The organism is Clostridioides sp. LIBA-7602 (assembly GCF_056688945.1).
Map to the genome: position 1 here is coordinate 1,354,883 of NZ_CP196991.1, position 23,741 is coordinate 1,378,623.

The window sequence follows — 23,741 nt, forward strand, 5'->3', positions numbered from 1 at the left end:
CACCTCCATTAATCTCTTAGATTTTTACCTGTTAGATTTAAAAACACATCTTCTAGACTAGGTTCTTCATAAGAAATTCGTACTATTTTTGAATTATTTTTCTCAACAACAGATAGCACATCTGTAAGTTGCAATTTTTTATCTATATCCAATTCTACTAATGAATTATTTTCTAAAACAGATATCACACCTTTGATATTTTTTAAATCGAATATAAGTTGAGCATTTATATTTTTAATTTCCATGATTAATTTTGTATGTGTAGATACTAATGATTTTAGATAATTATTATCTCCAAAAGCAATCTCCTTGCCTTCATCCATAATAAAAATCTTAGAACAAAGATGTTCAACTTCTTCCATATAATGAGAAGTATATATTACCGTGGTTTTTTGTTTTTCAGATATATCTTTAATAAAATTGAAAATATGATTTCTTGATTGGGGGTCAACACCTACCGTTGGTTCATCTAATATTAATATTTTAGGATGATTTAAGAGTGCTATTCCAATGTTTAATCTCCTTTGCATACCACCAGATAATTTTTTTATTTTTTTCTTTTTAACATCAGTAAGTCCTGTGACTTCTAAGGCTTCGGTGATTCTCTCTTGAAGCAATTTTCCCTTTAAACCATAGTAAGCTCCGAAGTACTCTAAGTTATCAAAAGGAGTAAGGGTTTCCATAAGTGCTAATTCTTGTGGAACTAATCCTATTATAGACTTTGCTTTTATATAATCTTTTGACAAATCTAAACCATTGATTTGAATGTCACCACTATTTGGTAACATAAGATTTGTAATTATATTTATAAGTGTAGACTTACCAGCCCCATTTGGTCCAATAAGTCCAAATATCTCCCCTTCTTTAACAGAAAAACTGATATTATCAAGTGCCAATTTATCGTTAAATCTTTTTGTTATGTTATTTACTCTGACTATATCCATAATAATCCCTCCAAAAGTAATTTTGTATAAGCTAAAAATCTATAATACTATAATAAAGAATTATGAATCATAATTCTATTACTATAAGTCACTAAAAAAAGTGACTTAAGTCACTTTATATTTTTATTTATTATAAATAAGTTTGTAAGTAAGAAATTTTTTAAGAGTATAGGTTTCTTACATATATATCTATATTACAATTTTATTTTTGAAGGCAAATATAACTAGTTGAGTTCTATCACGAAGTCCTAGTTTTCCCAAGATATTAGTGATATTATTCTTTATTGTACCTTCAGATAAGAATAATTCTTGGCTAATTTCTTTATTATTAAGTCCATTTGCAATTAATTTAATTATGGATATTTCTTTTTCTGTTAAATTATACATATCAGAAATATGTTCTTGTCCTATAGTTTTTTCAGGGGACATGATTTTTTCAGCAACACTTTTATCAAGTACAATATTGCCAAAAAACGAGGAACGAATCCCCTCGTGTAATACTTCGTCCGAACTATCTTTTAAAAGATATCCTGAAGCTCCAAACTTCATAGCGTCTTTTATGTATTCATCATCATTAAAGGTTGTCAAAATTAATAACGCTATGGAACTATCGTATTCTTTTATAAGTCTTGTACCTAGAACTCCATCACAAACTTTCATTCTAATGTCCATAAGGACTATGTCTACATCATTTTTTTTACAGAATTCTAATGCTTCATATCCGTTGGAAGCATCTCCTACAATTTCTAAATCGTCATAAGATGATAAAATAATCTTAAGACCTTTTCTAATCAATTTTTCATCATCTACTATAAGAACTTTGATTTTATTCAAAAAAATCACCTCCTGAAAATTTAGGAAAAGACGCTCTAATTGTGAATCCAGTATTAGAATTATCAAATTCAACTTTGCCATTTAATTCATATATTCTTTCGCTAATACTGCTAAGTCCATTTCCTTTTTTTATATTGTTACATCCTATACCATTATCACTGATAGTAATTATAAGATTTGAAGGATTAAATGTTATAAAAATTCTAATTTCAGTTGCTTTTCCATGTCTTGATGCGTTGGAAAGCGATTCCTGAACGAGTCTATATAAAGCGATAGATTGATTTCTAGATAGGTTCCAAGTATTTTTTGATATAGTTAATCTAACGTTGATATTTGTAAGCTTAATAAAGCTTTTAACCAGTTCTTTGATTTTAAGTAAATTTTGATAATTTTCATATTCAACAGGTTTTAGTTCAGATATAGCTCTTCTTACATCTTGGAAACTTTCAGTCACAAATTCTCTAAGTTCATGAACTAAATCAGAAATGAGAGGTTTGTCTTTTAAGAGCTTTTCTATAGCACTTAATTGAATTATTGTTGTAGAAAGAGAATGTCCAACACTATCATGTATTTCTCTCGATATACGGTTTCTTTCTTTCAAAATTGCTAATTCTTCTATAGAACTTGCATAAATCTCTAAATCAGCATTAGCTTTTTTTAATTCATCTTTAGAAACACGGAGTTTATCGTAAAGACTTTGATTGTATAATTTAGATAAATTCTCACTTTCTAGATACATAGAAAGTATAGTAATAATTAGTAATATAGAACTTGATTCTAGTGCTAAATATACACTTTTATCTAAACCAATAATAAAAGAAGATATTATAACTAAAAAGAATAATATGTATTTATACTTTTCCTTTATTAAAAATGAGGCATCCAAAACTAAAGGAACAAAGTATAGTGAATTAAAAGTTTTTGTATAATTGTACAATATAAAAATTAAAATAAGCTCTAAAAAATAAGAAATAAGTATAAATTTATTCTCATTTGATAAAGAAAAAAATCTGACTTGGTTATTTATTATTAGAAATAATATAATTATTGTTATAACTGGATACAATGTATTTTCAGCATTATTCAAATAGCTTACAAGTAATATAAATAGAGATAAATATCGTATAAAAATAAATAATTTTTTTCTGTTCATTAAAGACATTCCTCCATAAAAATAAACTTTCCTTATGAAAACTAGCATAATATCATAAAAGAATAAAGTCAATAGAAGTATTTATTAATATTAATGGAAATAAAATCAATCTCAAAAAATTGAATAGTTAAATTGTATACTGACGATAATTTAAACGTACAAATTTAATGTATTGGAGTAGATAATGAATAATAAAGAAAAAGGTGATTTTGGAGAAGAAATAGCAGTTAATTATCTGCTAGCAAAAGGTGCGAAGATACTAGAAAAAAACTACAGACTGAAGTTAGGAGAGATAGACATAATAGCAAATATAGGTAATGAAATTGTATTTGTGGAGGTGAAATCAAGGTCCAATATAAAGTATGGTTACCCTTGCGAATCTGTAGGTTTTAAAAAAAGAAAAAAGATAGTTGATGTAGCAAAATACTATATTATAAAAAATAATTTATATAATACTCCAATAAGATTTGATATTATAGAGGTCTATTTATTGGAAAAGAGAGTAAATCATATAATAAATGCTTTTTAAAAAATATAAAGTTTTTTGAAAGGATTAAAAATGTTAAGTATTATTAATTCAAGTAATTTAGTAGGAATAGATAGTTTTTTGGTAAAGGTTGAAGTGGATATAAGTAATGGTATACCTAGTTTTAATATTGTTGGTCTTCCAAGTAAAGAAATTAAAGAGGCAAGAGAGAGAGTAAAATCAGCAATTCTTAATAGTGGGTATAAATTCCCAAGCACGAGAATAGTTGTGAATTTATCACCAGCAGATATAAAAAAAGAAGGCGCTTTTTTAGATTTATCTATAAGTATAGGTCTTTTAAGAGGATTAATAAAAAAAGACGAAAATTACATAAAAGAAAGTATGTTTATAGGAGAGTTATCATTAGATGGAAAGATAAGAAAAGTAAGAGGTATATTGCCTATCATTATAGGTGCAAAAAACCAAAATATAAAACGTATTTTTATACCAATTGAGAATACAAGAGAAAGTTTATTTATAGATGAAATTGATATAATCCCTGTTAAAAGTTTAAATGAATGTATTGATTTTTTAAATGAAGAAATAAAAGTCGATAAAGAAAGGATAATGTCTTTTTTGAATGAGGAGCTAGAAATATATAATGGAAGATTAGAAAAGTATGATACTTATAAAGACTGTGAGCATATAAAGATTCACAGTATAAAAGAAAATAAATATGATGAAGATTTTAAAGATGTAAGGGGCAATTATTTTGTAAAGAGGAGTGCAGAAATTGCAGCAGCTGGTAATCATAATATCTTTATGATTGGACCTCCAGGCTCAGGAAAAACTATGATTGCAAAAAGGATAAGGACAATTTTACCAGACATAAGTATAGAAGAAATGATAGAAGTAAGTAAAGTTTATAGCATACTAGGTATGATAGATGAAACCAAAGGAATAATTGACAATAGACCTTTTAGGGCACCTCATCACACAACTACAAAGCAATCTTTGATTGGTGGCGGAGTAGATGCAAGACCTGGAGAAGTTGCTTTAGCGCATAGAGGTATATTATTCTTAGATGAAATAGCTGAATTTGATAGAAAAATACTTGAGACTTTAAGACAACCTATAGAAGATGGATATGTAAATATATCCAGAGTGAAATATAATACAAAATATCCTTGTAGAGTATTGTTAATTGCAGCTATGAATCCATGTCCATGTGGTTACTATATGTCAGATACAGAATGTAGATGTAGGAGTAATGAAATTGATAAATACATAAATAAAATATCAGGTCCATTATTAGATAGGTTTGATATTTTTGTAGAAGTTAATTCTATAAAATATGTTGATTTTAATTCTTCAAAACAAGAAGAAAGTTCTCAAAAAATAAAGAGAAGAGTAGAAAATGCTAGAAAAATACAAATAAATAGATTTAGAAAAGATAATATAAAAAATAATAGTGAAATTAAATCTTCTAATTTATTAAAATATTGTAAATTGGAAAAAGAAGCTTCAAAAACGGCTGAGACAATAATTAATAAATATAATCTCAGTAGTAGAAGTTATACAAAACTTTTAAAAATGGCAAGAACAATAGCGGATTTGGAAGAAATAGAAACAATAAATTCGCAGTGTATTATAGAAGCTTTTTCATTTAGAAAGGCTTATTATAGTTATTTTAAATAAGTTTTTGAGGTGGATTTTATGGAAAAAAGAGATATCTATTTGTGGTTAAAATCAATTAGTGGAATAACAACAAAAACAATTGAAATAATAGAAAGTGAAATAGTAAATATTGAGGATATATTTGATTTTTCTGAAAAAGAAATATATAATTTAAAAAATATAAGCTTGAATATTAGAAAAAATATAGTAAAATATAGAGGTCACGCTTATTTAGAAAATATAAAAGAACTTCTTTATAAAAAAACAATTAAATATATTTGTCAATATGATAAAGAATATCCTGAGAAATTAAAAAATATATACAATGCTCCAAAGTTATTATTCTATAAAGGTGATATAAGTTTAGTTAATAATAATTTTAATATAGCTATAGTAGGTTCAAGAAAACCTACAGCCTATGGAATTAATTGTGCAAAAACAATAAGTTGTCAACTATCCCAGTATGGGGTTAATATAGTAAGTGGATTAGCTATAGGAATAGATGCATATTCACACATAGGTTGTATGAATGGAAAATCTAAAACTATAGCAGTGCTTGGCTCAGGAGTAGACAATCCTCTTCCAAAACAAAATTTATATTTATCAAATAAAATATTAGAAAATGGGGGATTATTATTATCAGAGTATAATATTAACTCGACAGTAGCACCATATCATTTTTCTAATAGAAATAGGATTATTAGCGGATTAAGTGATGGAGTAGTGGTTGTAGAGGCAGCAATTAGAAGTGGTGCATTAATCACAGTGGATTTTGCTCTTGAACATGGAAAAAATGTCTTTGCAATACCTGGTAATATAAATTCCCAAATGAGTAGAGGTTGTCATAAAATTATAAAAGAAGGTGCAAAATTAATTGAAAATATAGATGATATTTTGAATGAATATAACATATTTAATATTATTGATAAAAAAATAAATCAAAAATATGATAATATAAGTCTAAATGCCAAGTCTAAGCAAATAATAGAAGCTATAAAAAGAGAAGGAAACTTGCATATAGATAGTATTTGTGATTATACTGGTATAGAAATAAAGTATGTAAATTCAATAATCAATGAATTAGTACTAAATGAGTTAGTAGTAGAAATGAATAATAAAACGTACAGTTTAAATGTATAAATTAAGATTAGGTAGTGGGGGTGTGTGGTTTTATGGCCAAAACATTAGTCATCGTAGAATCGCCTGCAAAAGCTAAGACCATAGAAAAATTTTTAGGAAAAAGTCATTACACAGTGAAAGCATCAGTTGGTCATGTCAGAGATTTACCTAAAAGTAAATTAGGTGTAGATATAGAAAATAATTTTGAACCTCAATATATAAACATAAGAGGTAAAGGCGATGTAATAAAAGAATTAAAAAAAGAAGCTAAAAAGTCTAAACAAGTGTATCTAGCAACCGACCCTGATAGAGAGGGTGAAGCTATATCATGGCATTTAGCTCATATACTAAATTTAGATGAATCTGAAGATTGTAGAATAGAGTTTAATGAAATAACTAAGGATGCAATTAAAAAAGCAATTAAGCATCCTAGAAATATTGATATAAATTTGGTTGATGCACAACAAGCAAGAAGAGTATTAGACAGACTTTTAGGTTATCAGATAAGCCCTATATTGTGGCAAAAGGTTAGAAAAGGTCTTAGTGCAGGTAGAGTACAATCTGTTACAACAAAATTAATTTGTGATAGAGAAAAAGAAATAAAAGCATTTATTCCAAAAGAATATTGGACAATAGATGTGGAAGCAAAGACAGCAAAAGATAAGGATATAACTTTAAAATTTTATGGTAAGAATGATGAAAAAATCGAATTAGAAAATGAAGAAGCTGTAAACGAAATACTAAAAGAAATGGAAGGCAAAGATTTAAAAGTTGAGAAGATAGAATCTAAATCAAGACGTAAATCAGCTCCAAAACCATTTACGACAAGTATGCTTCAACAAGAAGGAGCAAATAAGCTATTCTTCACTACTAAAAAGACAATGATGATAGCCCAAGAATTATATGAAGGTATAGATATAGAAGGTGAAGGTACTGTTGGTCTTATATCATATATAAGAACTGACTCTAAGAGAATTTCTGATGAAGCAAGAGAAAAAGCCAAAGGTTATATAGTAAGTAATCTAGGCGAAAACTACTATAAAAATAGTAGTGATAAAAAAGAAAAAAAAGATACTAAAAAAGTTCAAGATGCCCATGAGGCAATAAGACCAACTTCTGTTGACAGAACTCCAGATAGTATAAAAGCTTCACTGAGCAAAGACCAGTACAAGTTATATAATTTAATTTGGAGAAGATTTGTAGCTAGCCAAATGGAGGATTCAGTATTCGATATATTAAATGTAGAATGCAAAATAGGAGACCTTGTATTTAAAGCTACTGGTTCAAAAATGAAATTTGATGGTTACACTAAGGTATACAATTTTTCAGAGAGAGAAGATAAAATTTTACCAAGTATAGACAAAGGCGATATATTGAATATAGAAAATGTATTACCAGACCAACACTTTACACAACCACCAGCAAGATATACAGAAGCTAGTTTGGTAAAAACATTAGAGGAATTAGGGATAGGTAGACCAAGTACGTATGCTCCAACTATAGCTACTATATTAAATAGAGAATATGTTGAAAAACAAGGAACGAGTCTATGTCCAACAGAACTTGGTATAATAGTTACTGACATTTTAGAAAATAATTTTAATAAATTTATAGATGTAGATTTTACCGCTGATATGGAAAGTAAACTTGATGTTATAGAAGACGGAAATACAGACTGGAAAGAGATTGTATCTGAATCATATGCTCCACTTAAAGAAGCTATTGAAGAAGCACTTGAAAATATAGAAAAAGTAAATATGGATGAAGAAACTGATGAAATATGTGAAAATTGTGGCTCTAATATGGTTATAAAATATGGTAGATTTGGAAAATTTATGGCTTGTAAAAACTATCCAGATTGTAAAACAACTAGACCAATTATGAATAAAATTGGTGTTAAATGTCCAAAATGTGAAGAAGGAGATATTATACTTAGAAAATCTAAAAAAGGTAAAGCTTTTTATGGATGTTCTAATTATCCAAACTGTGACTTTGTAGCTTGGAATAAGCCGACAGGAGAGTTTTGTGAGAAGTGTGGTTCATATATGGTTGAAAAAGTGACTAAATCTGAAACAAAAACAGTGTGTTCTAATAAAGAATGTAATAAAGAGTCAAAAGAGCATAATGACGGAAAAGAGTGAAAATTGAAAAAAATCACATAATTCTCTTGAAAAAGGTTCCAATCTATGATAATCTTTCAAGTGTAAACAACTAATATAAAAAATAAATTTTCATTAGAGATGAAAATAATATTAGAAAATATAAAAGGTTATTAAAAGGCCTAAATTTCATGAGGAGATGATTAAATGGCAAGTGAAGTGTTACAAAAAACAAGGAAAATAAATAAAACATTACAAACAAGTGGTGGAAGTAGTGTCTCTTTTGATTTACTGGCCGGAGCATTAGGAGATGTTTTAAATTCTAATGTTTATGTAGTAAGTGCAAAAGGTAAAGTATTAGGTCTTCATTTAAATGATGCTCAAGACAGTTCAGTTATAGAAGATGAGTATACTAAACAAAAGAAATTTTCAGATGAATATACTCAAAATGTATTAAAGATTGATGAGACATTAGAAAATTTAAATGGTGAAAAGATATTGGAAATTTTTCCAGAAGAACATGGAAGATTACAAAAATATACTACAGTAGTACCAATCTTAGGTAGCGGTCAAAGACTTGGAACATTAGTACTTTCAAGATATTCAGCTTCATTTAATGATGATGATTTAGTAATAGCTGAATACAGTGCGACTGTTGTTGGTCTTGAGATATTAAGAGCAATAGGTGAAGAGTTGGAAGAAGAAATGAGAAAGAAAGCTGTAGTTCAAATGGCAATAGGCACTCTGTCCTACTCCGAACTTGAAGCAGTTGAACATATTTTTGCTGAATTAGATGGTAAAGAAGGTTTACTTGTTGCAAGTAAGATAGCTGATAGAGTTGGTATAACTAGATCAGTAATAGTAAATGCACTTAGAAAATTTGAGAGTGCAGGTGTGATAGAATCAAGATCATTAGGTATGAAAGGTACTCATATAAGAATACTTAATGATAAACTTACAGATGAATTGAAAAAATTAAAAAACAATCAATAATCTATATTTTTTATAGATTGAGATTAGGAAAGGTATCTATTTCGAATAGATACCTTTTTTAGACGAATTATTGAAATAATTATAGAGTAAGTATTTTAATCAAAAAAGGAGTGAGGAGATGCCTTTAGCAGATAAAATAAGACCAAAAACAATGAATGATGTAATAGGTCAAAGTCATATAATAGGTAATGGCAAAATATTGTCTAAGATATTACAATCTAATTTTTTACCAAATATGATATTTTTTGGTCCTCCAGGTGTTGGTAAAACCACAGTAGCAGAAATAATAGCAGAAAAAAGCAATAAAAATTTCTATAAAATAAATGCTACGAATTCATCTCTAGAAGATATAAAAAAGGTAATATCAGAACTTGGAAGTATAAATAATATAAATGGAGTTTTGTTATATATAGATGAAATACAAAGCTTTAATAAAAAACAACAACAATCAATATTAGAATTTATGGAAAATGGAAGTATAACCTTAATTGCTAGTACCACAGAAAATCCATACCATTATGTGTATAAAGCTCTTTTAAGCAGGTCTACTGTGTTTGAATTTAAACCTTTAGAGAAGTTTGATATAGAAAAAGGTTTGGAAAGAGCTATTGAAGTATTAAATGAAGAAAGTTATATGGATATTGAATGTAATAAGGATGCAATTGAAGATATAGCTATTCTTTCTGATGGAGATATGAGAAGAGCTTTGAATATTTTGGAAATGGTAGTTTATTCAACTAAACCAAATAAAGATAATATAACTCATATAGATTCAGATGTAATACAGTCATCTACCTTTAATAAGATTATAAACTATGATAAAAATGGTGATAGTCATTATGACATTTTAAGTGCATTTCAAAAATCTATAAGAGGAAGTGACCCTCAAGCGTCTATACATTATCTAGCAAGACTTATAAAAGGTGGAGATTTGATAAGTATATGTAGAAGACTTTTGGTAATAGCAAGTGAAGATATAGGTTTAGCTTACCCAAATGCTATTATGATTGTAAAGGCATGTGTAGATTCAGCTATGCAACTTGGATTTCCAGAAGCAAAAATACCACTGGCAGAAGCTACTATTCTTTTAGCTACATCTCCAAAATCTAATTCTGCATGTATAGCAATAATGAAAGCTATGGATGAATTGGATAAAGAGTTTGTTAAGGACATACCAAACAGTATAAAAGATGCACATTATTCTGGTTCTAAAGATATAGGTAGAGGTTGTGGGTACAAATATCCTCATAACTTTAAAAATCATTATGTAAAGCAACAGTATTTACCAGATAGTATAAAAGATAGTATCTACTACATACCACAAGAAAATAAAACTGAGACAAATATAAAGAAATATTTAGAATATCTAGATAGTGATTTTTAAACTGAACGTTATGTATCGGGGGTAGATATTATGATTATAAGACTTAATTCAACTTACCATAGTAGAGTTATGAAATACTTAAAAAGAGAACCTGAGTACAATTTGTTTATAATAGGAGATATCGAAAGATATGGATATGGGCATAATTTTTTAAATATCTGGGGAGATATAGATGAAAAGGGTGAGATAAGGGCAATATTACTTAAATATTTTGAGTTTATGATGTTTTATTCTGATGGAGAATATGATGTTGAAGGTTTTTATAATCTACTTTGTAATACTAATTATGAAGAAATTTCTGGTAAAATATGTGCTGTAGGAGCTTTAGCTAATAGATTGGGACTTAATAATTTAAAGACAGTTGATTTTTGTAAACTTCAAACTAGAAAGTTTTTGGTGGATAATAACTGTAGTGAAAAGATAAAAAAGATTAGGCTGGGAAATCTTAAAAAGACAGTAAGACTTTATGATTTGATAGATGAATTTCACAGTACGACTTTAGATAATTTAAAAAATGGATTGAGGACAGGTAGAGGGTATTGTATAGAGATTAACAAACAAGTAGTATCCATGGCAAAGAGTACTTCAGAAAATAAAACTCATGCAATGATAATTGGAGTAGGTACACATCCAAAGTATAGAGCTAGAGGACTTGCTACAAAGTGCCTTATTAAACTATGTTCAGAACTCCTAAGAGAAAATAAAATACCTTGTTTGTTTTATGATAATGAAGAAGCTGGAAAGATATATAAAAAGCTAGGATTTGAGAACATTGGAAAATGGGGTATTTATTCAAAATAAAAAATTTCAAATTAATCTTGACAAAATTAGTAGGGTATAATAAAATTATGTTGAAAGTAATTCCTACTAAATCAGTATGAATTAGATTTCTATATAGAGGTGATAATATATGAAGTTGTCTACGAAAGGTAGATATGGATTAAAAGCAATGTTTGAATTAGCATTAAATCAAGATAATGGACCAGTATCATTAAAATTTATTGCTAAGAAACAGAAAATATCAGATCAGTACTTAGAACAAATATTTTCATCTTTAAAAAAATCAGGTCTAGTAAAAAGTGTAAGAGGTGCTCAAGGAGGATATTTGCTTTCAAAGAATGCTGAAGACATAACAGTAGGTGATATACTTGTAGTATTAGAAGGACCAGTTGCATTGTCTGACTGTGTACTAGATGAAGATGTATGTGAAAACTCAAACATGTGTGTAACGAAAATAGTTTGGGAAAAGATGAAAAAGGGTATAGAAGATGTTATAGATTCAATTACTCTAAAAGATATGATAAATGACTATAACAAAAATAAATTAGAAAATGATATAACAAATATTAAAAAATAGATTTGGAGATGAATGTAATGGAAAAAAGAAGATTGTATATGGATTATTCTGCAACAACACCTGTTAAAAAAGAAGTATTAGATGCAATGATGCCATACTTAACAGATTATTTTGGTAATGCATCTAGTTTTCACACATTCGGAAGAGAAGCAAAAGATGCATTAGATAAAGCAAGAGAACAAGTAGCAGACCTTATAAACGCTGAACCTAGTGAAGTGTATTTTACAGCTGGTGGTTCAGAAAGTGACAACTGGACATTAGAAGGTGTAGCTTATGCTAATAAAAATAAAGGCAATCATATAATAACTTCAAAGATAGAGCACCATGCGATACTTCATACATGTGAATACTTAGCAAAACATCACGGATTTGAAATAACTTATTTGGATGTTGATAGTGAAGGAAAAGTAGATTTAAAGGAATTAGAAGATTCCATAAAAGATACTACTATACTTATAAGTATAATGTTTGCAAATAATGAAATAGGAACTATACAACCTATTAAAGAAATATCTGAGATAGCTAAAAAACACAAGATATTATTCCACACTGATGCAGTACAAGCTACAGGTAATATTCCAGTAGATGTTAAAGAACTAGGAATAGACTTGATGAGTATGTCTTCACATAAAATATATGGACCAAAGGGTGTAGGAGCTTTATACATAAGAAAAGGTGTAAGACTTCATAACTTTGTTCATGGTGGAGCACAAGAAAAAAGTAAAAGAGCTGGTACAGAGAATATACCTGCAATAGTTGGATATGGAAAAGCAGCAGAATTAGCTAAAGCAAATATGCAAAATCATGTAGAGACTTTAACTCGTCTTAGAAATAAGCTAATAGATGGTGTGTTAGAAAGAATACCTTATACAAGAATAAATGGTAGTTTAGAAAATAGACTTCCAGGAAATGCAAACTTTGCATTTCAATTTATAGAAGGTGAAGGAATACTTTTATTATTAGATATGCTAGGAATTGCTGGTTCAAGCGGTTCTGCTTGTACTTCTGGTTCATTAGACCCTTCACATGTACTTCTTGCAATAGGTTTACCACATGAAATAGCACATGGTTCATTAAGACTTACAGTTGGAGATTTTACAACAGATGATGATATAGATTATATATTAGAGAATTTACCAAATGTTATAGAAAGACTTAGAAGTATGTCACCACTTTATGATGATGCGAAGAAACAAGGCTTAGTAAAGTAGACAGAGAGATAAAACATAAAAAATAGACATAAATTGAGTAGGAGGAAAAAATAATGCAATATAGTGATAAAGTTATGGAACATTTTATGAATCCAAGAAATATGGGAGAAATTGATAATGCAAGTGGTGTAGGTGAAGTTGGAAACCCTACATGTGGAGATATAATGAAGATATTTTTAGACATAGAAGGAGACATAATCAAGGATGTTAAGTTTAAGACATTTGGCTGTGGTTCAGCTATAGCAAGTTCTTCTATGGCAACTGAAATGATAAAAGGTAAAACTATAGCAGATGCATTAGAACTTACAAATAAAGCTGTTGCTGAAGCTTTAGATGGTTTACCACCAGTAAAGATGCATTGTTCAGTTTTAGCAGAACAAGCTGTAAAAGCAGCTCTTATAGATTATGCTCAAAAGAATAATATTCATATACCAGAATTAGATGGATATGTTATAGATGATGCTCATGACCATGATGTTGAGGAAGAAGAATAAAAATAAGGAATAATTTTCCAAAAATTGGTTTAAAACAATTTTAAAAAAGTGTATAATGATGTAGTAAAGAAAAATAGCCGTTTTCACGAAAATGGCTATTTTTTATTGCCCAGATTCCTTGTTTTAACCCGTTTTATAAATTAATCTAATAATAAAAAAGATACACTTCTATAATCTCTAAACAATAAGAATATAATAAATCCCAGCAAATCAATCGTTTAGAAGGTTTTCATATATAAATATATTTTCAAAGAAATTATCTAAAAATGCTATTTTCGTGAAAAAGGCACATTTCAAATTAAAAACACTATTAGGGGGAAAAATTATGAAAGTACCAAAGAAAATAGCAGCAATTCTTACTATATCATTAGTAGTTAGCAGTGTAACAGTAGGCATATCAAATGCTCAAACGAACAGTGACACACTTAAAGGTTCTGGTAGATGGGAGACTGCTATACAAATAAGTAAAAAAGGATGGGATACATCTAAAAATGTAATATTAGTAAATGATAATACTATAGTGGATGCATTGACTGCAACTCCTTTTGCAAGTTCTAAAAATGCACCAATTCTTTTAACACAAAATAATAAATTAGATGATAGAACGAAGGCTGAAATAATAAGATTAAAAGCCGAAAAAGTATACTTAATAGGTGGAGTAAAAACTCTAGGTTCAGAAGTAGAAGCTCAATTAAAATCTCTAAAAATTGATACAGAAAGAATATCTGGAAATGATAGGTATCAAACATCTTTAGAATTAGCTAAAAAATTAGATGAATCTCTTGGAAGAAAAACTACTAGTAATATTTCAAAAATAGTTGTAGTTAATGGTGAAAAAGGTCTAGCTGACGCAGTAAGTGTAGGAGCAGCAGCAGCTCAAAATAAAATGCCAATAATACTTTCTAGTCCAAATGAGGGTATAAAATTATCGAGTCAATTTATAAAAGATAAAGGTATAAAAACATCTTATGTAATTGGTGGTGTAAAGTCAATCTCAGAAGCAACAAAAAATACTTTACCTAGTCCTAAAAGATTGTCAGGAAATGATAGAAATGAAACTAATGCTGCTGTTATAAGAGGTCTATACGAGACAAAAGAGTTGAAAAATGCATATATAACAAAAGATGGTATGAATAAACAAGGTGACCTTATAGACTCACTAGCAGTAGGTTCACTAGCAGCAAAAAATAGTTCTCCAGTAGTTTTAGTTGGAAACAAGTTAAATAAAGAACAAGAAAAAGTATTGAATACTAAAAGCTTAAAAACAATCACACAGGTTGGAGGCTCAGGTAATGAAAATGCTTTTTCTGAAATAAAAAAATCACAATCTACAACAGTATATGAAGTTAAAAACTTAGAAGAATTAAAAACAGCCTTAGTTAAGGCTGATGCAAATGATGTTATAAATGTTAAGCCATCAGGAACTATATCAAATGATTTATCATTAAGTACTAATAATTCAATTTCTGTAAATTTAAACGGTACATATACAGGGACTATAGTAGTAACTGCTCCAAATGCAGATATAGTTAATAAAGGGACAATAAGTAAAGTATTAGTTAAAGACAGTAAAGGTGGAACAATAATAAATGAAAGTGGAGCAAAAATAGAAAAAGTAGAGATACAAAATAATTCTAGTAATGTTGTAGTTAAGAATAATGGTAAAATAACAAATATAAAAAATGATGCAACAGGAACAAATATAAAAAATGAAGGAACAATAACTGATAAAGTAGAAGGTTCTCAGAGTCCAAGTATAGATGGTACTAAACCAGGTGGAAGTTCATCTGGGGGTTCTTCATCAAGTGGAGGTAGTTCAAGTGGTGGTTCGTCTGTAAAAGACAAATTGATAACATCAATAACAGCACTTGAAGATTCAATAAAAATTCAAAATGTAGAAAATGGAACAGAGTTAAGCAGACTAAACTTACCAAAAGAGCTATCAGCAACAGTATCTGGAGTAGCTAATACTAAAGTAGGGGTAACCTGGAAAAGTACACCAGAGTATAGTCCTACAACATCAGGAACATATGTATTCAAGGCCAATTTAGCAAATGGATATAAACTATCAGAAGGATTATCACTACCAAGTATTACAGTAAAAGTAGCTGAACCTGTTAAAGTTGAGACAATAAAAATTAATAATACTGCTACATTAGAAAAAGCACTTGATTTACAAGAAGATGGTCAAATATGGGAAATAGATGGACAAATAAATGTCGAAAAGCCAATTGTTATAAATAAAAAAATAATTATAAATGGCATTAATGATGCTGAGTTAATAAAATCTGCAGAATTTACTGATACTATACCAGGATATGAAAATATAGTGACGTTAGACAGAATAGATAATGTAGAAATAAACAATCTAAAAGTAACTGGTTTAGATTCTGATAGGATAAATAAATCAGGAATGCATGTTTATTTATCAAAAAATATTAAATTAAATAATGTAACTTTGAATAACAATAAGGGTGCAGGTCTAATAGTAAATGGCTCATCAGTAACAGCTTCAAATCTTAGAACAAGTGGAAATGGATGGTATGGAGTAAATGTAGAATATGTAAAAGCTGATGGAGTTGTAAGTGAAACTAATGCAAACTTAACTTTGACAGATAATTGTAATATAAGTGAATATACTCCAATACAAACAGATGATTATGATAACGATAAAGTTGTTGTTAATGGATTTGGAGAGTGTAAACTATCACAAGATTCAAAAACTGCTACTTGGGGCAAAGCTTCTATCACTATGAATGAACTTGTTAATATAACACAAGAAAATAAAATAGATGAAAATCAAGATGGTAGTATACCTAAATTTGAAAATACTGAAAATAGAACACCAGTAGAGATTACGTTAAACAAAGGTAAAAATGATTATCAGAATGTAAGAGTAAAAATAAAAGAGGAAGATGGTTCAGCAGGTCTAGGTGGAATACAATTAATTGCCAAAGATAGCAATGGAAATTGGTTTAACATAGTAAACACAGGATGGGGTCCAATGGAAGGATTTTCATTACAAGATGCAACAACACCAGTTTATCTAGTTGGAAATACAGAAGGTACTTATAAAGTAAAAATACAGCTAGTTGATGTTAGTAATTCTAATAAAATAATAACAGAAACAACAGCATCAGTAGATGTAGTTAAGAATTAGTAAATAAAAAATTAACCTTAAATCTTTTAAAATTACTTAATAATATTATTTTTTTTAGAAAATAGAGCAAGCTATATTTTAAATAAATACAATGCTTGCTCTATATGGTATAATAATAAGTAATGCAAAAGATGAGGTGAAATTTGTTTATGAATAAAAAAGTAATGATAGGTATGAGTGGAGGAGTGGATAGCTCTGTAGCTGCATATCTTTTAAAACAACAAGGTTATGATGTCATTGGTGTTACTATGAAATTGTGGCAAGATGATGACGATGTTGAAAATGAAGGTGGTTGTTGCTCTTTATCAGCAGTTGAAGATGCTAGAAGAGTAGCAAATAAAATAGGTATACCATTTTATGTTCTAAATTTTAGAGAAGTATTTAAAGAAAAAGTAATAGATTATTTTATAGATGAATATTTAGAAGGAAAAACTCCTAATCCTTGTATAGCTTGTAATAAGCATATAAAATTTAATGATTTTTATAAGAAAGCTAGACAAATAGGTTGTGATTATGTGGCTACAGGTCACTATGCAAAGATAGAAAAGGATGAAAGTACAGGAAGATATTTGCTAAAAAAATCTGTTACGGATAAAAAAGACCAAACTTATGCACTTTATAATCTTACACAAGAACAACTAGAACATACTTTATTGCCAATAGGTGATTATGAAAAAGATAGAGTAAGAGAAATTGCTAAAGAAATGGGAATGGCAGTCCACAATAAGCCTGATAGTCAGGAAATTTGTTTTGTTAAAGATAATGACTATGCAAATTATGTAAAAAAACATTCTAAAAAGCGTATTGAAGAAGGTTTTTTTGTAGATACTAAAGGAAATATACTTGGAAAACACAAGGGTATACTATACTATACAATAGGTCAAAGAAAAGGTCTTGGAATTACCTTTGGGAAACCAATGTTTGTAATAGATATAAATCCAATAAATAATACTATAATTCTTGGAGATAATGAAGAATTGTTTAAAAAAGAACTTATTGCAAAAGATGTTAACTTTATATCAATAAATAAATTAGAAGAACCACTAAGAGTTCAAGCAAAAATAAGATATTCAGCAAAACCATCACCAGCGACTATTCACAAAATAGGAGAAGATACTATTAAAATAGTTTTTGATGAAGCTCAAAGGGCTATTACTAAAGGTCAATCTGTAGTAATGTATGATGGAGACCTTGTAGTAGGTGGAGGAATAATCGAGAAAAGTTTATAAAAACATCTAAAAAATTAAAAAAATAAACAATAAAGTATATTAAAGTGGAATAAAGTTTATAAAATAAATTTATTGTATATGGAAATATAGTATTGATTAATTTTGTAAAATTTAGTAATATAATTAGTATATTAATTAAAAAGCAAATACAGTGATAAGGAATAGTAAAATATTTGATGTCTTACAGAGAGAGGGAAAATGCTGGAAGCCCTTAGAATACAATATTTGAAGCAGCCTTTTAGTAGCAATCTTGAACAATTTATATTATGTAAAGAATATATAAGTAGAGATTGACGGTAGTTACGTTATAGCTAAGGTTTTCCGAAGATATCATAGTTTTTATGATAATTAGGGTGGTACCGCGATTGTCCTCGCCCCTATAAATTTATTTATAGGGACGAGGTTTTTTATTTAAACGAAAAAATAAAATTTATTAGGAGGAACATAATATGGAAAAGATGGGATTAAACGAAATAAGAAGTAAGTTTTTAGAGTTTTTTGAGTCAAAAGGTCATTATGTAGCAAATAGTTATTCTTTAGTACCAAACAATGACAAGAGTTTATTACTTATAAATTCAGGTATGGCACCTTTGAAAAACTATTTTTCAGGTGTAGAAGTACCTCCAAATGTAAGAATGTGTACATCTCAGAAATGTATAAGAACAGGAGATATAGAAAATGTAGGTATAACTGCAAGACACGCTACATTCTTTGAAATGATGGGTAACTTTTCATTTGGAGATTACTTTAAAAGAGAATCAATTAAATGGGGATGGGAATTTGTTACAGAATGGTTAAATATACCAGAAGATAAGATTTGGGTAACTGTATATGAAGAAGATGATGATTCTTATGATATATGGGCAAAAGAAATGAATTTCCCAGAAGAAAGAATGGTTAGACTTGGGAAAGATGATAATTTCTGGGAAATAGGTACAGGTCCTTGTGGTCCTTGTTCAGAAATTTATTTCGATAGAGGAGAAGAGTATGGATGTGATAATCCAGATTGTAAACCAGGCTGTGATTGTGATAGATATTTGGAATTTTGGAACCATGTATTTACTCAATTTGATAGAGATGAAGAAGGAAACTATAGCTTATTAGAAAGTAAAAATATAGATACAGGTATGGGTCTTGAAAGAATGGGATGTATCATGCAAGGAGTTGATACTATCTTTGAAGTAGATACAATTAAGTCTATATTAGAAGCAGTTGAGAAATTAACAGGAGTAAAATATGGAGAGAATCCAAAAAATGATATATCACTAAGAATAATAACTGACCATATAAGGGCTGTAACGTTCTTAGTTAGCGATGGAGTACTTCCATCAAATGAAGGAAGAGGATATGTTCTTAGAAGACTTCTTAGACGTGCTGCTCGTCATGGTAAATTATTAGGTGTAAAAGAATTATTTTTACAGAAACTAATAGATGAAGTTATAAAAGTAAATGATAAAGCATATCCAGTTTTAGTTGAAAAAGAAAGCTATATTAAAAAAGTAGTTGGTATAGAAGAAGAAAAATTCAATGAAACTATAGACCAAGGAACAGAAATATTAAATTCTTATATAGAAGTATTAAAAAGTGAAGGAAAAACTGTTTTAAGTGGTCAAGAAGCCTTTAAATTATATGATACTTATGGTTTCCCAATAGACTTGACTAAAGAAATCTTAGAAGAAGAACATTTATCTGTAGATGAAGAAGCTTTTAATGAAGAAATGGAAAAACAAAAAGAAAGAGCTAGAAATGCGAGAGGAAATATGGATGGAGAAAGTTGGAAGGAAGACCCTCTATCAAAATTAGAATCTACAGTTGATAGTATGTTTAATGGATATACTGAAATATATGGAGAAGGAATTATTGAAGCTATAGTTAAAGACGATGAGTTAGTTCAAAGTGCAAAAGAAGGCGATAAGGTATCTATAGTACTAGACAATACTACTTTCTATCCTGAAGGTGGAGGACAAGTTGGAGATTGTGGATTAATAACTAATGAAAACCTAGTTGTAGAAGTACTAAATACTAAAAAAGGAGCTAATAATAGTATAAAACATATAGGTGTAATAAAATCAGGAAAAATAAGCAATGGAGATAAAGTGAAGACACTGGTAGATGGAGAAATTAGAATGGCAGCTGCAAGAAATCACAGTGCTACGCATTTACTTCATAAGGCATTAAAAGAAGTATTAGGAGACCATGTTAATCAAGCTGGTTCTTTAGTTACTCCAGAAAGACTTAGATTTGATATTACTCACTTTGAAGCTATATCAAATGAAGAATTAAAAGTAATAGAAGAAAAAGTAAATAATGTTATTTTAGCGTCTTTAGACATAAAATGTGATATTATGAATATAAAGGAAGCTAAAGAAAAAGGAGCTACAGCACTATTTGGTGAAAAATATGGTGATGAGGTAAGAGTAGTTTCTATGGGAGATTATTCTACAGAACTTTGTGGAGGAACTCATTTGACAAATACTTCTCAAGTAGGAATGTTCAAGATATTATCTGAAGGTGGAGTAGCAGCAGGTGTAAGAAGAATAGAAGCAATAACAGGAAAAGCTGTTTATGAATATCTAAAAGAAAGAGACGGTATTATCTCTGAAGTTTGTGTAAGCTTAAAATCTAAGGAAGATAATTTAATTCAAAGAATAAGCTCTTTATTAGAAGAGAATAAAAATTTATCTAAAGAATTACATGATATGAAAGCTAAGATGAGTTTACAATCAGCTGATTCTATTTTTGATTCTAAAGTTGAAGTAAATGGAGTTAATTTAATAACTAATAAATTTGAAGGTATGGACATGGATACACTAAGAGAAACAGCAGATAATCTAAGAGATAAGCTTGGTTCTGGTGTAGTGGTACTAGCAAATGTAGTAGATGATAAAGTTAACTTTGTAGTTACTGCCACTAAAGATGTATTAGACAAGGGAATACATTCAGGTAATATTGTTAGAGAAGTTGCAAAAATAGCTGGAGGAAAAGGTGGTGGAAGACCTAATATGGCACAAGCAGGAGCTAGTGATGTATCTAAGGTTGACCAAGCTTTAAGCTATGCAAGTGAGGTTATTAAGACACAAGTTAAATAACATTCACTTAAGGAGGTTTTTAATTTGGAAAAAGATTTAGACTACACTATGAAATTTGAAGGGATACCAGAGGATAGAATGAGTGTAGGAGACACTATTGATTTTGTATATAAAGCACTAGTTGAAAAAGGATATAACCCTATAAATCAAATTATAGGGTATCTCCTTTCTGGTGATTCTAGCTATATAACTAGTCATAAAAATGCAAGAGCTATAATTAAAAAATTTGAAAGAGATGAGATACTTGAAGAAGTAATCACGCACTATCTGAATAGAAAGTAGGTCAAATAAATGAGAAAAAAGATTATGTCATTGTTTGCGGTAGTCATTATGATTTTTGTATCAACTGTCAGCTATAGTTTTGCTGAAGAAAAAGGCAAGGTTATATTTATTGATATGAATAGGACTAATCTTGGAAGTATGATGAATATTCCAATCTTAAAAAATGAGTTAGAAAAGAGAGGTTATATAGCTCTCATGAATATAAGAGGGGATCAAGGTACTGACGATAGAAGGTCTTATGCAAGTATGGGTGCAGGAACAAGAGCTAGTGTAACTACTGAAGACTATATCAATTTTCAAAAAGTAGACCAAGATACTTCTAAAGTTTTTGAAGTTGCAACAGGTCAAAAGGCTAAAGAAATAAATGATTTAAGTATTAATAAATCTATAAACGAAAATCTTGAGTATGGAGAGTATGGAGCAAACTTAGGTTCATTAGGGAAAACTTTATCTGAAAATGGTTTAAAGACATCTGTGATTGGAAATTCTGACATTATTGAAAATAATCAAGTAATTAAAAATAGAAATCTATGTTTAGTTGCTATGGACCAATATGGAAGAATTGATTCAGGTAATATTGATGATATTAACAAGAAAGATTCTAAAATGCCATTTGGAATGTCTACAGACTATAATAAGTTACTAGATGAGACTAAAAAATCTTATAATAATAGCGATGCTATATTTGTGGAACTTGGAGATACATATAGATTAGATATGTATAGATTGAACCTAAATGATAATACTTATGCTACAATGAAGAAAAACATTGTAAAAAATATAAATAAATATCTTGAACAAGTATTTTCTATGGTTGGAGAAAATGACACTGTTTATATATCAAGTGCATTCCCAAGCGATTTAGATTATAAAAATAAAAGAAGACTTTCTCCAATAATAAAATTTAGTGGAGAAGGGAAAGGTCTATTGGAATCGGCCACAACAAGAAAGGCTGGGATTGTTGCAAATCTAGATGTTGGAGTAGATATATTAAATGAATTTGGTCTTAAAAATAAAGAGATGGTAGGCAGAAGTTACACTTTGGTAAACAAAGAAGACAATGCCAGTTATCTGAAATCACTTTATGAAAGGATAGTATCTATATCTTCAATAAGGTCAAGTATTATAAATGGATTTGTAGGAGTGATATCTGCCTCTTGGGTAATTGCAATGTTTGCAGTTTTCTTTAGAAATCACATGCCACATAAAGAGCGTGTATTCAAAGTACTTAAAGAGTTTATAAAATTGGGTATAATAATGCCACTATCATTTATGTTAGCTCCTTTGATGAATTTTAAAACTCCACTTTCAATATCTCTAGGGATATTTGCTACTACATTAATATTATACTTACTGGGTAGAAAATTATTTAAAGACAATGATATAAAACACATGGGATTTTTTGCGACACTTACTATTTTGGTCATAGTTATAGATTCTGTATTTGGAACATATTTAATGCAAAATAACATAATGAGTTATGATGCTGTTATTGGAGCTAGATACTATGGAGTAGGAAATGAATATGAAGGTGTAACTATAGCAAGTGCAGTATTTGGTTTAGCAGTACTATTACATTATAAGAAGGTCTCTAAAGCACTTGTTGTAATTTTTTCATTAATAATACTTATAACTAGTGCATATCCTTCAATGGGGGCAAATGTTGGTGGAGCTATATCAGAATGTGTAGCATATTTGTTGTTTATAATGCTTATATATGATATTAAATTAGACTTTAAGAAAGTCCTATTACTGGCTATTTCAGCTGTGGTTGTCGTTTGTGCATTTGCAGCTTTAGATATAGTTTCAGGTAGTGAATCTCATTTAGGTATGTTTGTACAGCGAATTTTCCTAAATGGGCCAGGAGAGATATTACAGACATTTGGAAGAAAAATTCAAATGAATATGCAATTAGCACAGACAAGTGTATGGGTAAATATTTTACTTGTAGGAATTGGAGTAATTGCAGTACTTATATTCAAGCCATCTAGACACTTTAGGAAGATAATGAACAACTTCCCAATCTTATTTAAAGGTTTTATTGCATCTATGGTTGGTTGTATAATTACTCTTTTAGTTAACGATTCTGGTATAGTTGCGGCATCTACAGCATCTATATATATACTTATACCACTTATAATAATAAGTATAAATATGATAATATTTGAAAAAAATAACTAAAGAATTTTTTACTGTTTATATACTATTTAAATAAAAAATGCAATATGATTACTAATGTAAACTGAACAG

Annotated in this window: 18 protein-coding genes and 1 other annotated feature; of the genes, 15 read left to right on the forward strand and 3 right to left on the reverse strand. The window is 28.9% G+C overall.

The window, feature by feature from the left end; all coding sequences use genetic code 11:
- Positions 1-8 precede the first annotated feature (8 nt).
- The 3 genes from ACTG45_RS06540 to ACTG45_RS06550 all read right to left on the reverse strand — a co-directional run bounded on the left by ACTG45_RS06540 (position 9) and on the right by ACTG45_RS06550 (position 2,931).
- Positions 9-944 carry an ABC transporter ATP-binding protein gene (locus tag ACTG45_RS06540; RefSeq protein WP_021384064.1) on the reverse strand — a complete coding sequence of 312 codons (936 nt, stop codon included), beginning with the start codon at positions 942-944 and terminating at the stop codon, positions 9-11.
- A gap of 189 nt (positions 945-1,133) precedes the next feature.
- Entirely contained in the window at positions 1,134-1,778 is a 645-nt protein-coding gene (locus tag ACTG45_RS06545) for a response regulator transcription factor (protein ID WP_021384005.1), read from the reverse strand.
- A complete protein-coding gene (locus ACTG45_RS06550; RefSeq protein ID WP_021384006.1) occupies positions 1,771-2,931 on the reverse strand; it encodes a sensor histidine kinase in 1,161 nt (386 codons plus the stop codon). Before ACTG45_RS06550 ends, ACTG45_RS06545 begins: the two co-directional genes overlap by 8 nt.
- A gap of 184 nt (positions 2,932-3,115) precedes the next feature.
- On the opposite strand from ACTG45_RS06550, the gene ACTG45_RS06555 reads away from it, so the two are divergent.
- From ACTG45_RS06555 to ACTG45_RS06625, 15 genes are all read left to right on the forward strand, one after another.
- Positions 3,116-3,460: a YraN family protein gene (locus tag ACTG45_RS06555; RefSeq protein WP_021384060.1), complete on the forward strand. Its 345-nt coding sequence runs from the start codon at positions 3,116-3,118 to the stop codon at positions 3,458-3,460.
- Between the two features lie 30 nt (positions 3,461-3,490).
- Positions 3,491-5,095 carry a YifB family Mg chelatase-like AAA ATPase gene (locus ACTG45_RS06560; RefSeq protein WP_479920030.1) on the forward strand — a complete coding sequence of 535 codons (1,605 nt, stop codon included), beginning with the start codon at positions 3,491-3,493 and terminating at the stop codon, positions 5,093-5,095.
- An 18-nt stretch (positions 5,096-5,113) separates the two neighbouring features.
- The gene (gene dprA / locus ACTG45_RS06565) at positions 5,114-6,214 is read left to right on the forward strand and encodes a DNA-processing protein DprA (RefSeq protein WP_021384018.1); all 1,101 of its coding nucleotides are present in this window, start codon (positions 5,114-5,116) and stop codon (positions 6,212-6,214) included.
- 32 nt (positions 6,215-6,246) lie between these two features.
- A complete protein-coding gene (gene topA, locus ACTG45_RS06570; RefSeq protein WP_021384059.1) occupies positions 6,247-8,334 on the forward strand; it encodes a type I DNA topoisomerase in 2,088 nt (695 codons plus the stop codon).
- A gap of 165 nt (positions 8,335-8,499) precedes the next feature.
- Complete coding sequence (gene codY, locus ACTG45_RS06575; RefSeq protein WP_021384027.1) at positions 8,500-9,285, forward strand: GTP-sensing pleiotropic transcriptional regulator CodY; 786 nt, start codon at positions 8,500-8,502, stop codon at positions 9,283-9,285.
- A 118-nt stretch (positions 9,286-9,403) separates the two neighbouring features.
- The gene (locus ACTG45_RS06580; protein ID WP_021384051.1) at positions 9,404-10,669 is read left to right on the forward strand and encodes a replication-associated recombination protein A; all 1,266 of its coding nucleotides are present in this window, start codon (positions 9,404-9,406) and stop codon (positions 10,667-10,669) included.
- 30 nt (positions 10,670-10,699) lie between these two features.
- Entirely contained in the window at positions 10,700-11,470 is a 771-nt protein-coding gene (locus ACTG45_RS06585; protein ID WP_479918400.1) for a GNAT family N-acetyltransferase, read from the forward strand.
- A gap of 109 nt (positions 11,471-11,579) precedes the next feature.
- On the forward strand, positions 11,580-12,026 hold the full coding sequence (locus ACTG45_RS06590; RefSeq protein ID WP_003419409.1) for an RrF2 family transcriptional regulator: 447 nt from the start codon (positions 11,580-11,582) through the stop codon (positions 12,024-12,026).
- 17 nt (positions 12,027-12,043) lie between these two features.
- Positions 12,044-13,237, forward strand: coding sequence for a cysteine desulfurase NifS (gene nifS / locus ACTG45_RS06595; protein ID WP_021384067.1), 1,194 nt, complete (start codon positions 12,044-12,046; stop codon positions 13,235-13,237).
- A 53-nt stretch (positions 13,238-13,290) separates the two neighbouring features.
- A complete protein-coding gene (gene nifU, locus ACTG45_RS06600) occupies positions 13,291-13,731 on the forward strand; it encodes a Fe-S cluster assembly scaffold protein NifU (RefSeq protein ID WP_021384029.1) in 441 nt (146 codons plus the stop codon).
- A gap of 325 nt (positions 13,732-14,056) precedes the next feature.
- On the forward strand, positions 14,057-16,891 hold the full coding sequence (locus ACTG45_RS06605; protein WP_479920031.1) for a cell wall-binding repeat-containing protein: 2,835 nt from the start codon (positions 14,057-14,059) through the stop codon (positions 16,889-16,891).
- A 149-nt stretch (positions 16,892-17,040) separates the two neighbouring features.
- Positions 17,041-18,120, forward strand: coding sequence for a tRNA 2-thiouridine(34) synthase MnmA (gene mnmA, locus ACTG45_RS06610; protein WP_021384032.1), 1,080 nt, complete (start codon positions 17,041-17,043; stop codon positions 18,118-18,120).
- Between the two features lie 142 nt (positions 18,121-18,262).
- Positions 18,263-18,502 (forward strand) — a binding site (T-box leader).
- Positions 18,503-18,569: 67 nt separating this feature from the next.
- Positions 18,570-21,209, forward strand: coding sequence for an alanine--tRNA ligase (alaS, locus tag ACTG45_RS06615; RefSeq protein ID WP_479918404.1), 2,640 nt, complete (start codon positions 18,570-18,572; stop codon positions 21,207-21,209).
- 24 nt (positions 21,210-21,233) lie between these two features.
- Complete coding sequence (locus ACTG45_RS06620; RefSeq protein ID WP_003419418.1) at positions 21,234-21,491, forward strand: IreB family regulatory phosphoprotein; 258 nt, start codon at positions 21,234-21,236, stop codon at positions 21,489-21,491.
- A 9-nt stretch (positions 21,492-21,500) separates the two neighbouring features.
- Positions 21,501-23,672 carry a hypothetical protein gene (locus ACTG45_RS06625; protein WP_479918405.1) on the forward strand — a complete coding sequence of 724 codons (2,172 nt, stop codon included), beginning with the start codon at positions 21,501-21,503 and terminating at the stop codon, positions 23,670-23,672.
- Positions 23,673-23,741: the final 69 nt, after the last annotated feature.

Excerpts from the sequence above, each read along its gene's own strand:
- ACTG45_RS06540 (WP_021384064.1), bottom strand. The coding sequence starts at position 944 with ATGGATATAGTCAGAGTAAATAACATAACAAAAAGATTTAACGATAAA.
- ACTG45_RS06550 (WP_021384006.1), bottom strand. The coding sequence starts at position 2,931 with ATGAACAGAAAAAAATTATTTATTTTTATACGATATTTATCTCTATTT.
- ACTG45_RS06555 (WP_021384060.1), top strand. The coding sequence starts at position 3,116 with ATGAATAATAAAGAAAAAGGTGATTTTGGAGAAGAAATAGCAGTTAAT.
- ACTG45_RS06560 (WP_479920030.1), top strand. The coding sequence starts at position 3,491 with ATGTTAAGTATTATTAATTCAAGTAATTTAGTAGGAATAGATAGTTTT.
- dprA (WP_021384018.1), top strand. The coding sequence starts at position 5,114 with ATGGAAAAAAGAGATATCTATTTGTGGTTAAAATCAATTAGTGGAATA.
- topA (WP_021384059.1), top strand. The coding sequence starts at position 6,247 with ATGGCCAAAACATTAGTCATCGTAGAATCGCCTGCAAAAGCTAAGACC.
- codY (WP_021384027.1), top strand. The coding sequence starts at position 8,500 with ATGGCAAGTGAAGTGTTACAAAAAACAAGGAAAATAAATAAAACATTA.
- ACTG45_RS06580 (WP_021384051.1), top strand. The coding sequence starts at position 9,404 with ATGCCTTTAGCAGATAAAATAAGACCAAAAACAATGAATGATGTAATA.
- ACTG45_RS06585 (WP_479918400.1), top strand. The coding sequence starts at position 10,700 with ATGATTATAAGACTTAATTCAACTTACCATAGTAGAGTTATGAAATAC.
- ACTG45_RS06590 (WP_003419409.1), top strand. The coding sequence starts at position 11,580 with ATGAAGTTGTCTACGAAAGGTAGATATGGATTAAAAGCAATGTTTGAA.
- nifS (WP_021384067.1), top strand. The coding sequence starts at position 12,044 with ATGGAAAAAAGAAGATTGTATATGGATTATTCTGCAACAACACCTGTT.
- nifU (WP_021384029.1), top strand. The coding sequence starts at position 13,291 with ATGCAATATAGTGATAAAGTTATGGAACATTTTATGAATCCAAGAAAT.
- ACTG45_RS06605 (WP_479920031.1), top strand. The coding sequence starts at position 14,057 with ATGAAAGTACCAAAGAAAATAGCAGCAATTCTTACTATATCATTAGTA.
- mnmA (WP_021384032.1), top strand. The coding sequence starts at position 17,041 with ATGAATAAAAAAGTAATGATAGGTATGAGTGGAGGAGTGGATAGCTCT.
- alaS (WP_479918404.1), top strand. The coding sequence starts at position 18,570 with ATGGAAAAGATGGGATTAAACGAAATAAGAAGTAAGTTTTTAGAGTTT.
- ACTG45_RS06625 (WP_479918405.1), top strand. The coding sequence starts at position 21,501 with ATGAGAAAAAAGATTATGTCATTGTTTGCGGTAGTCATTATGATTTTT.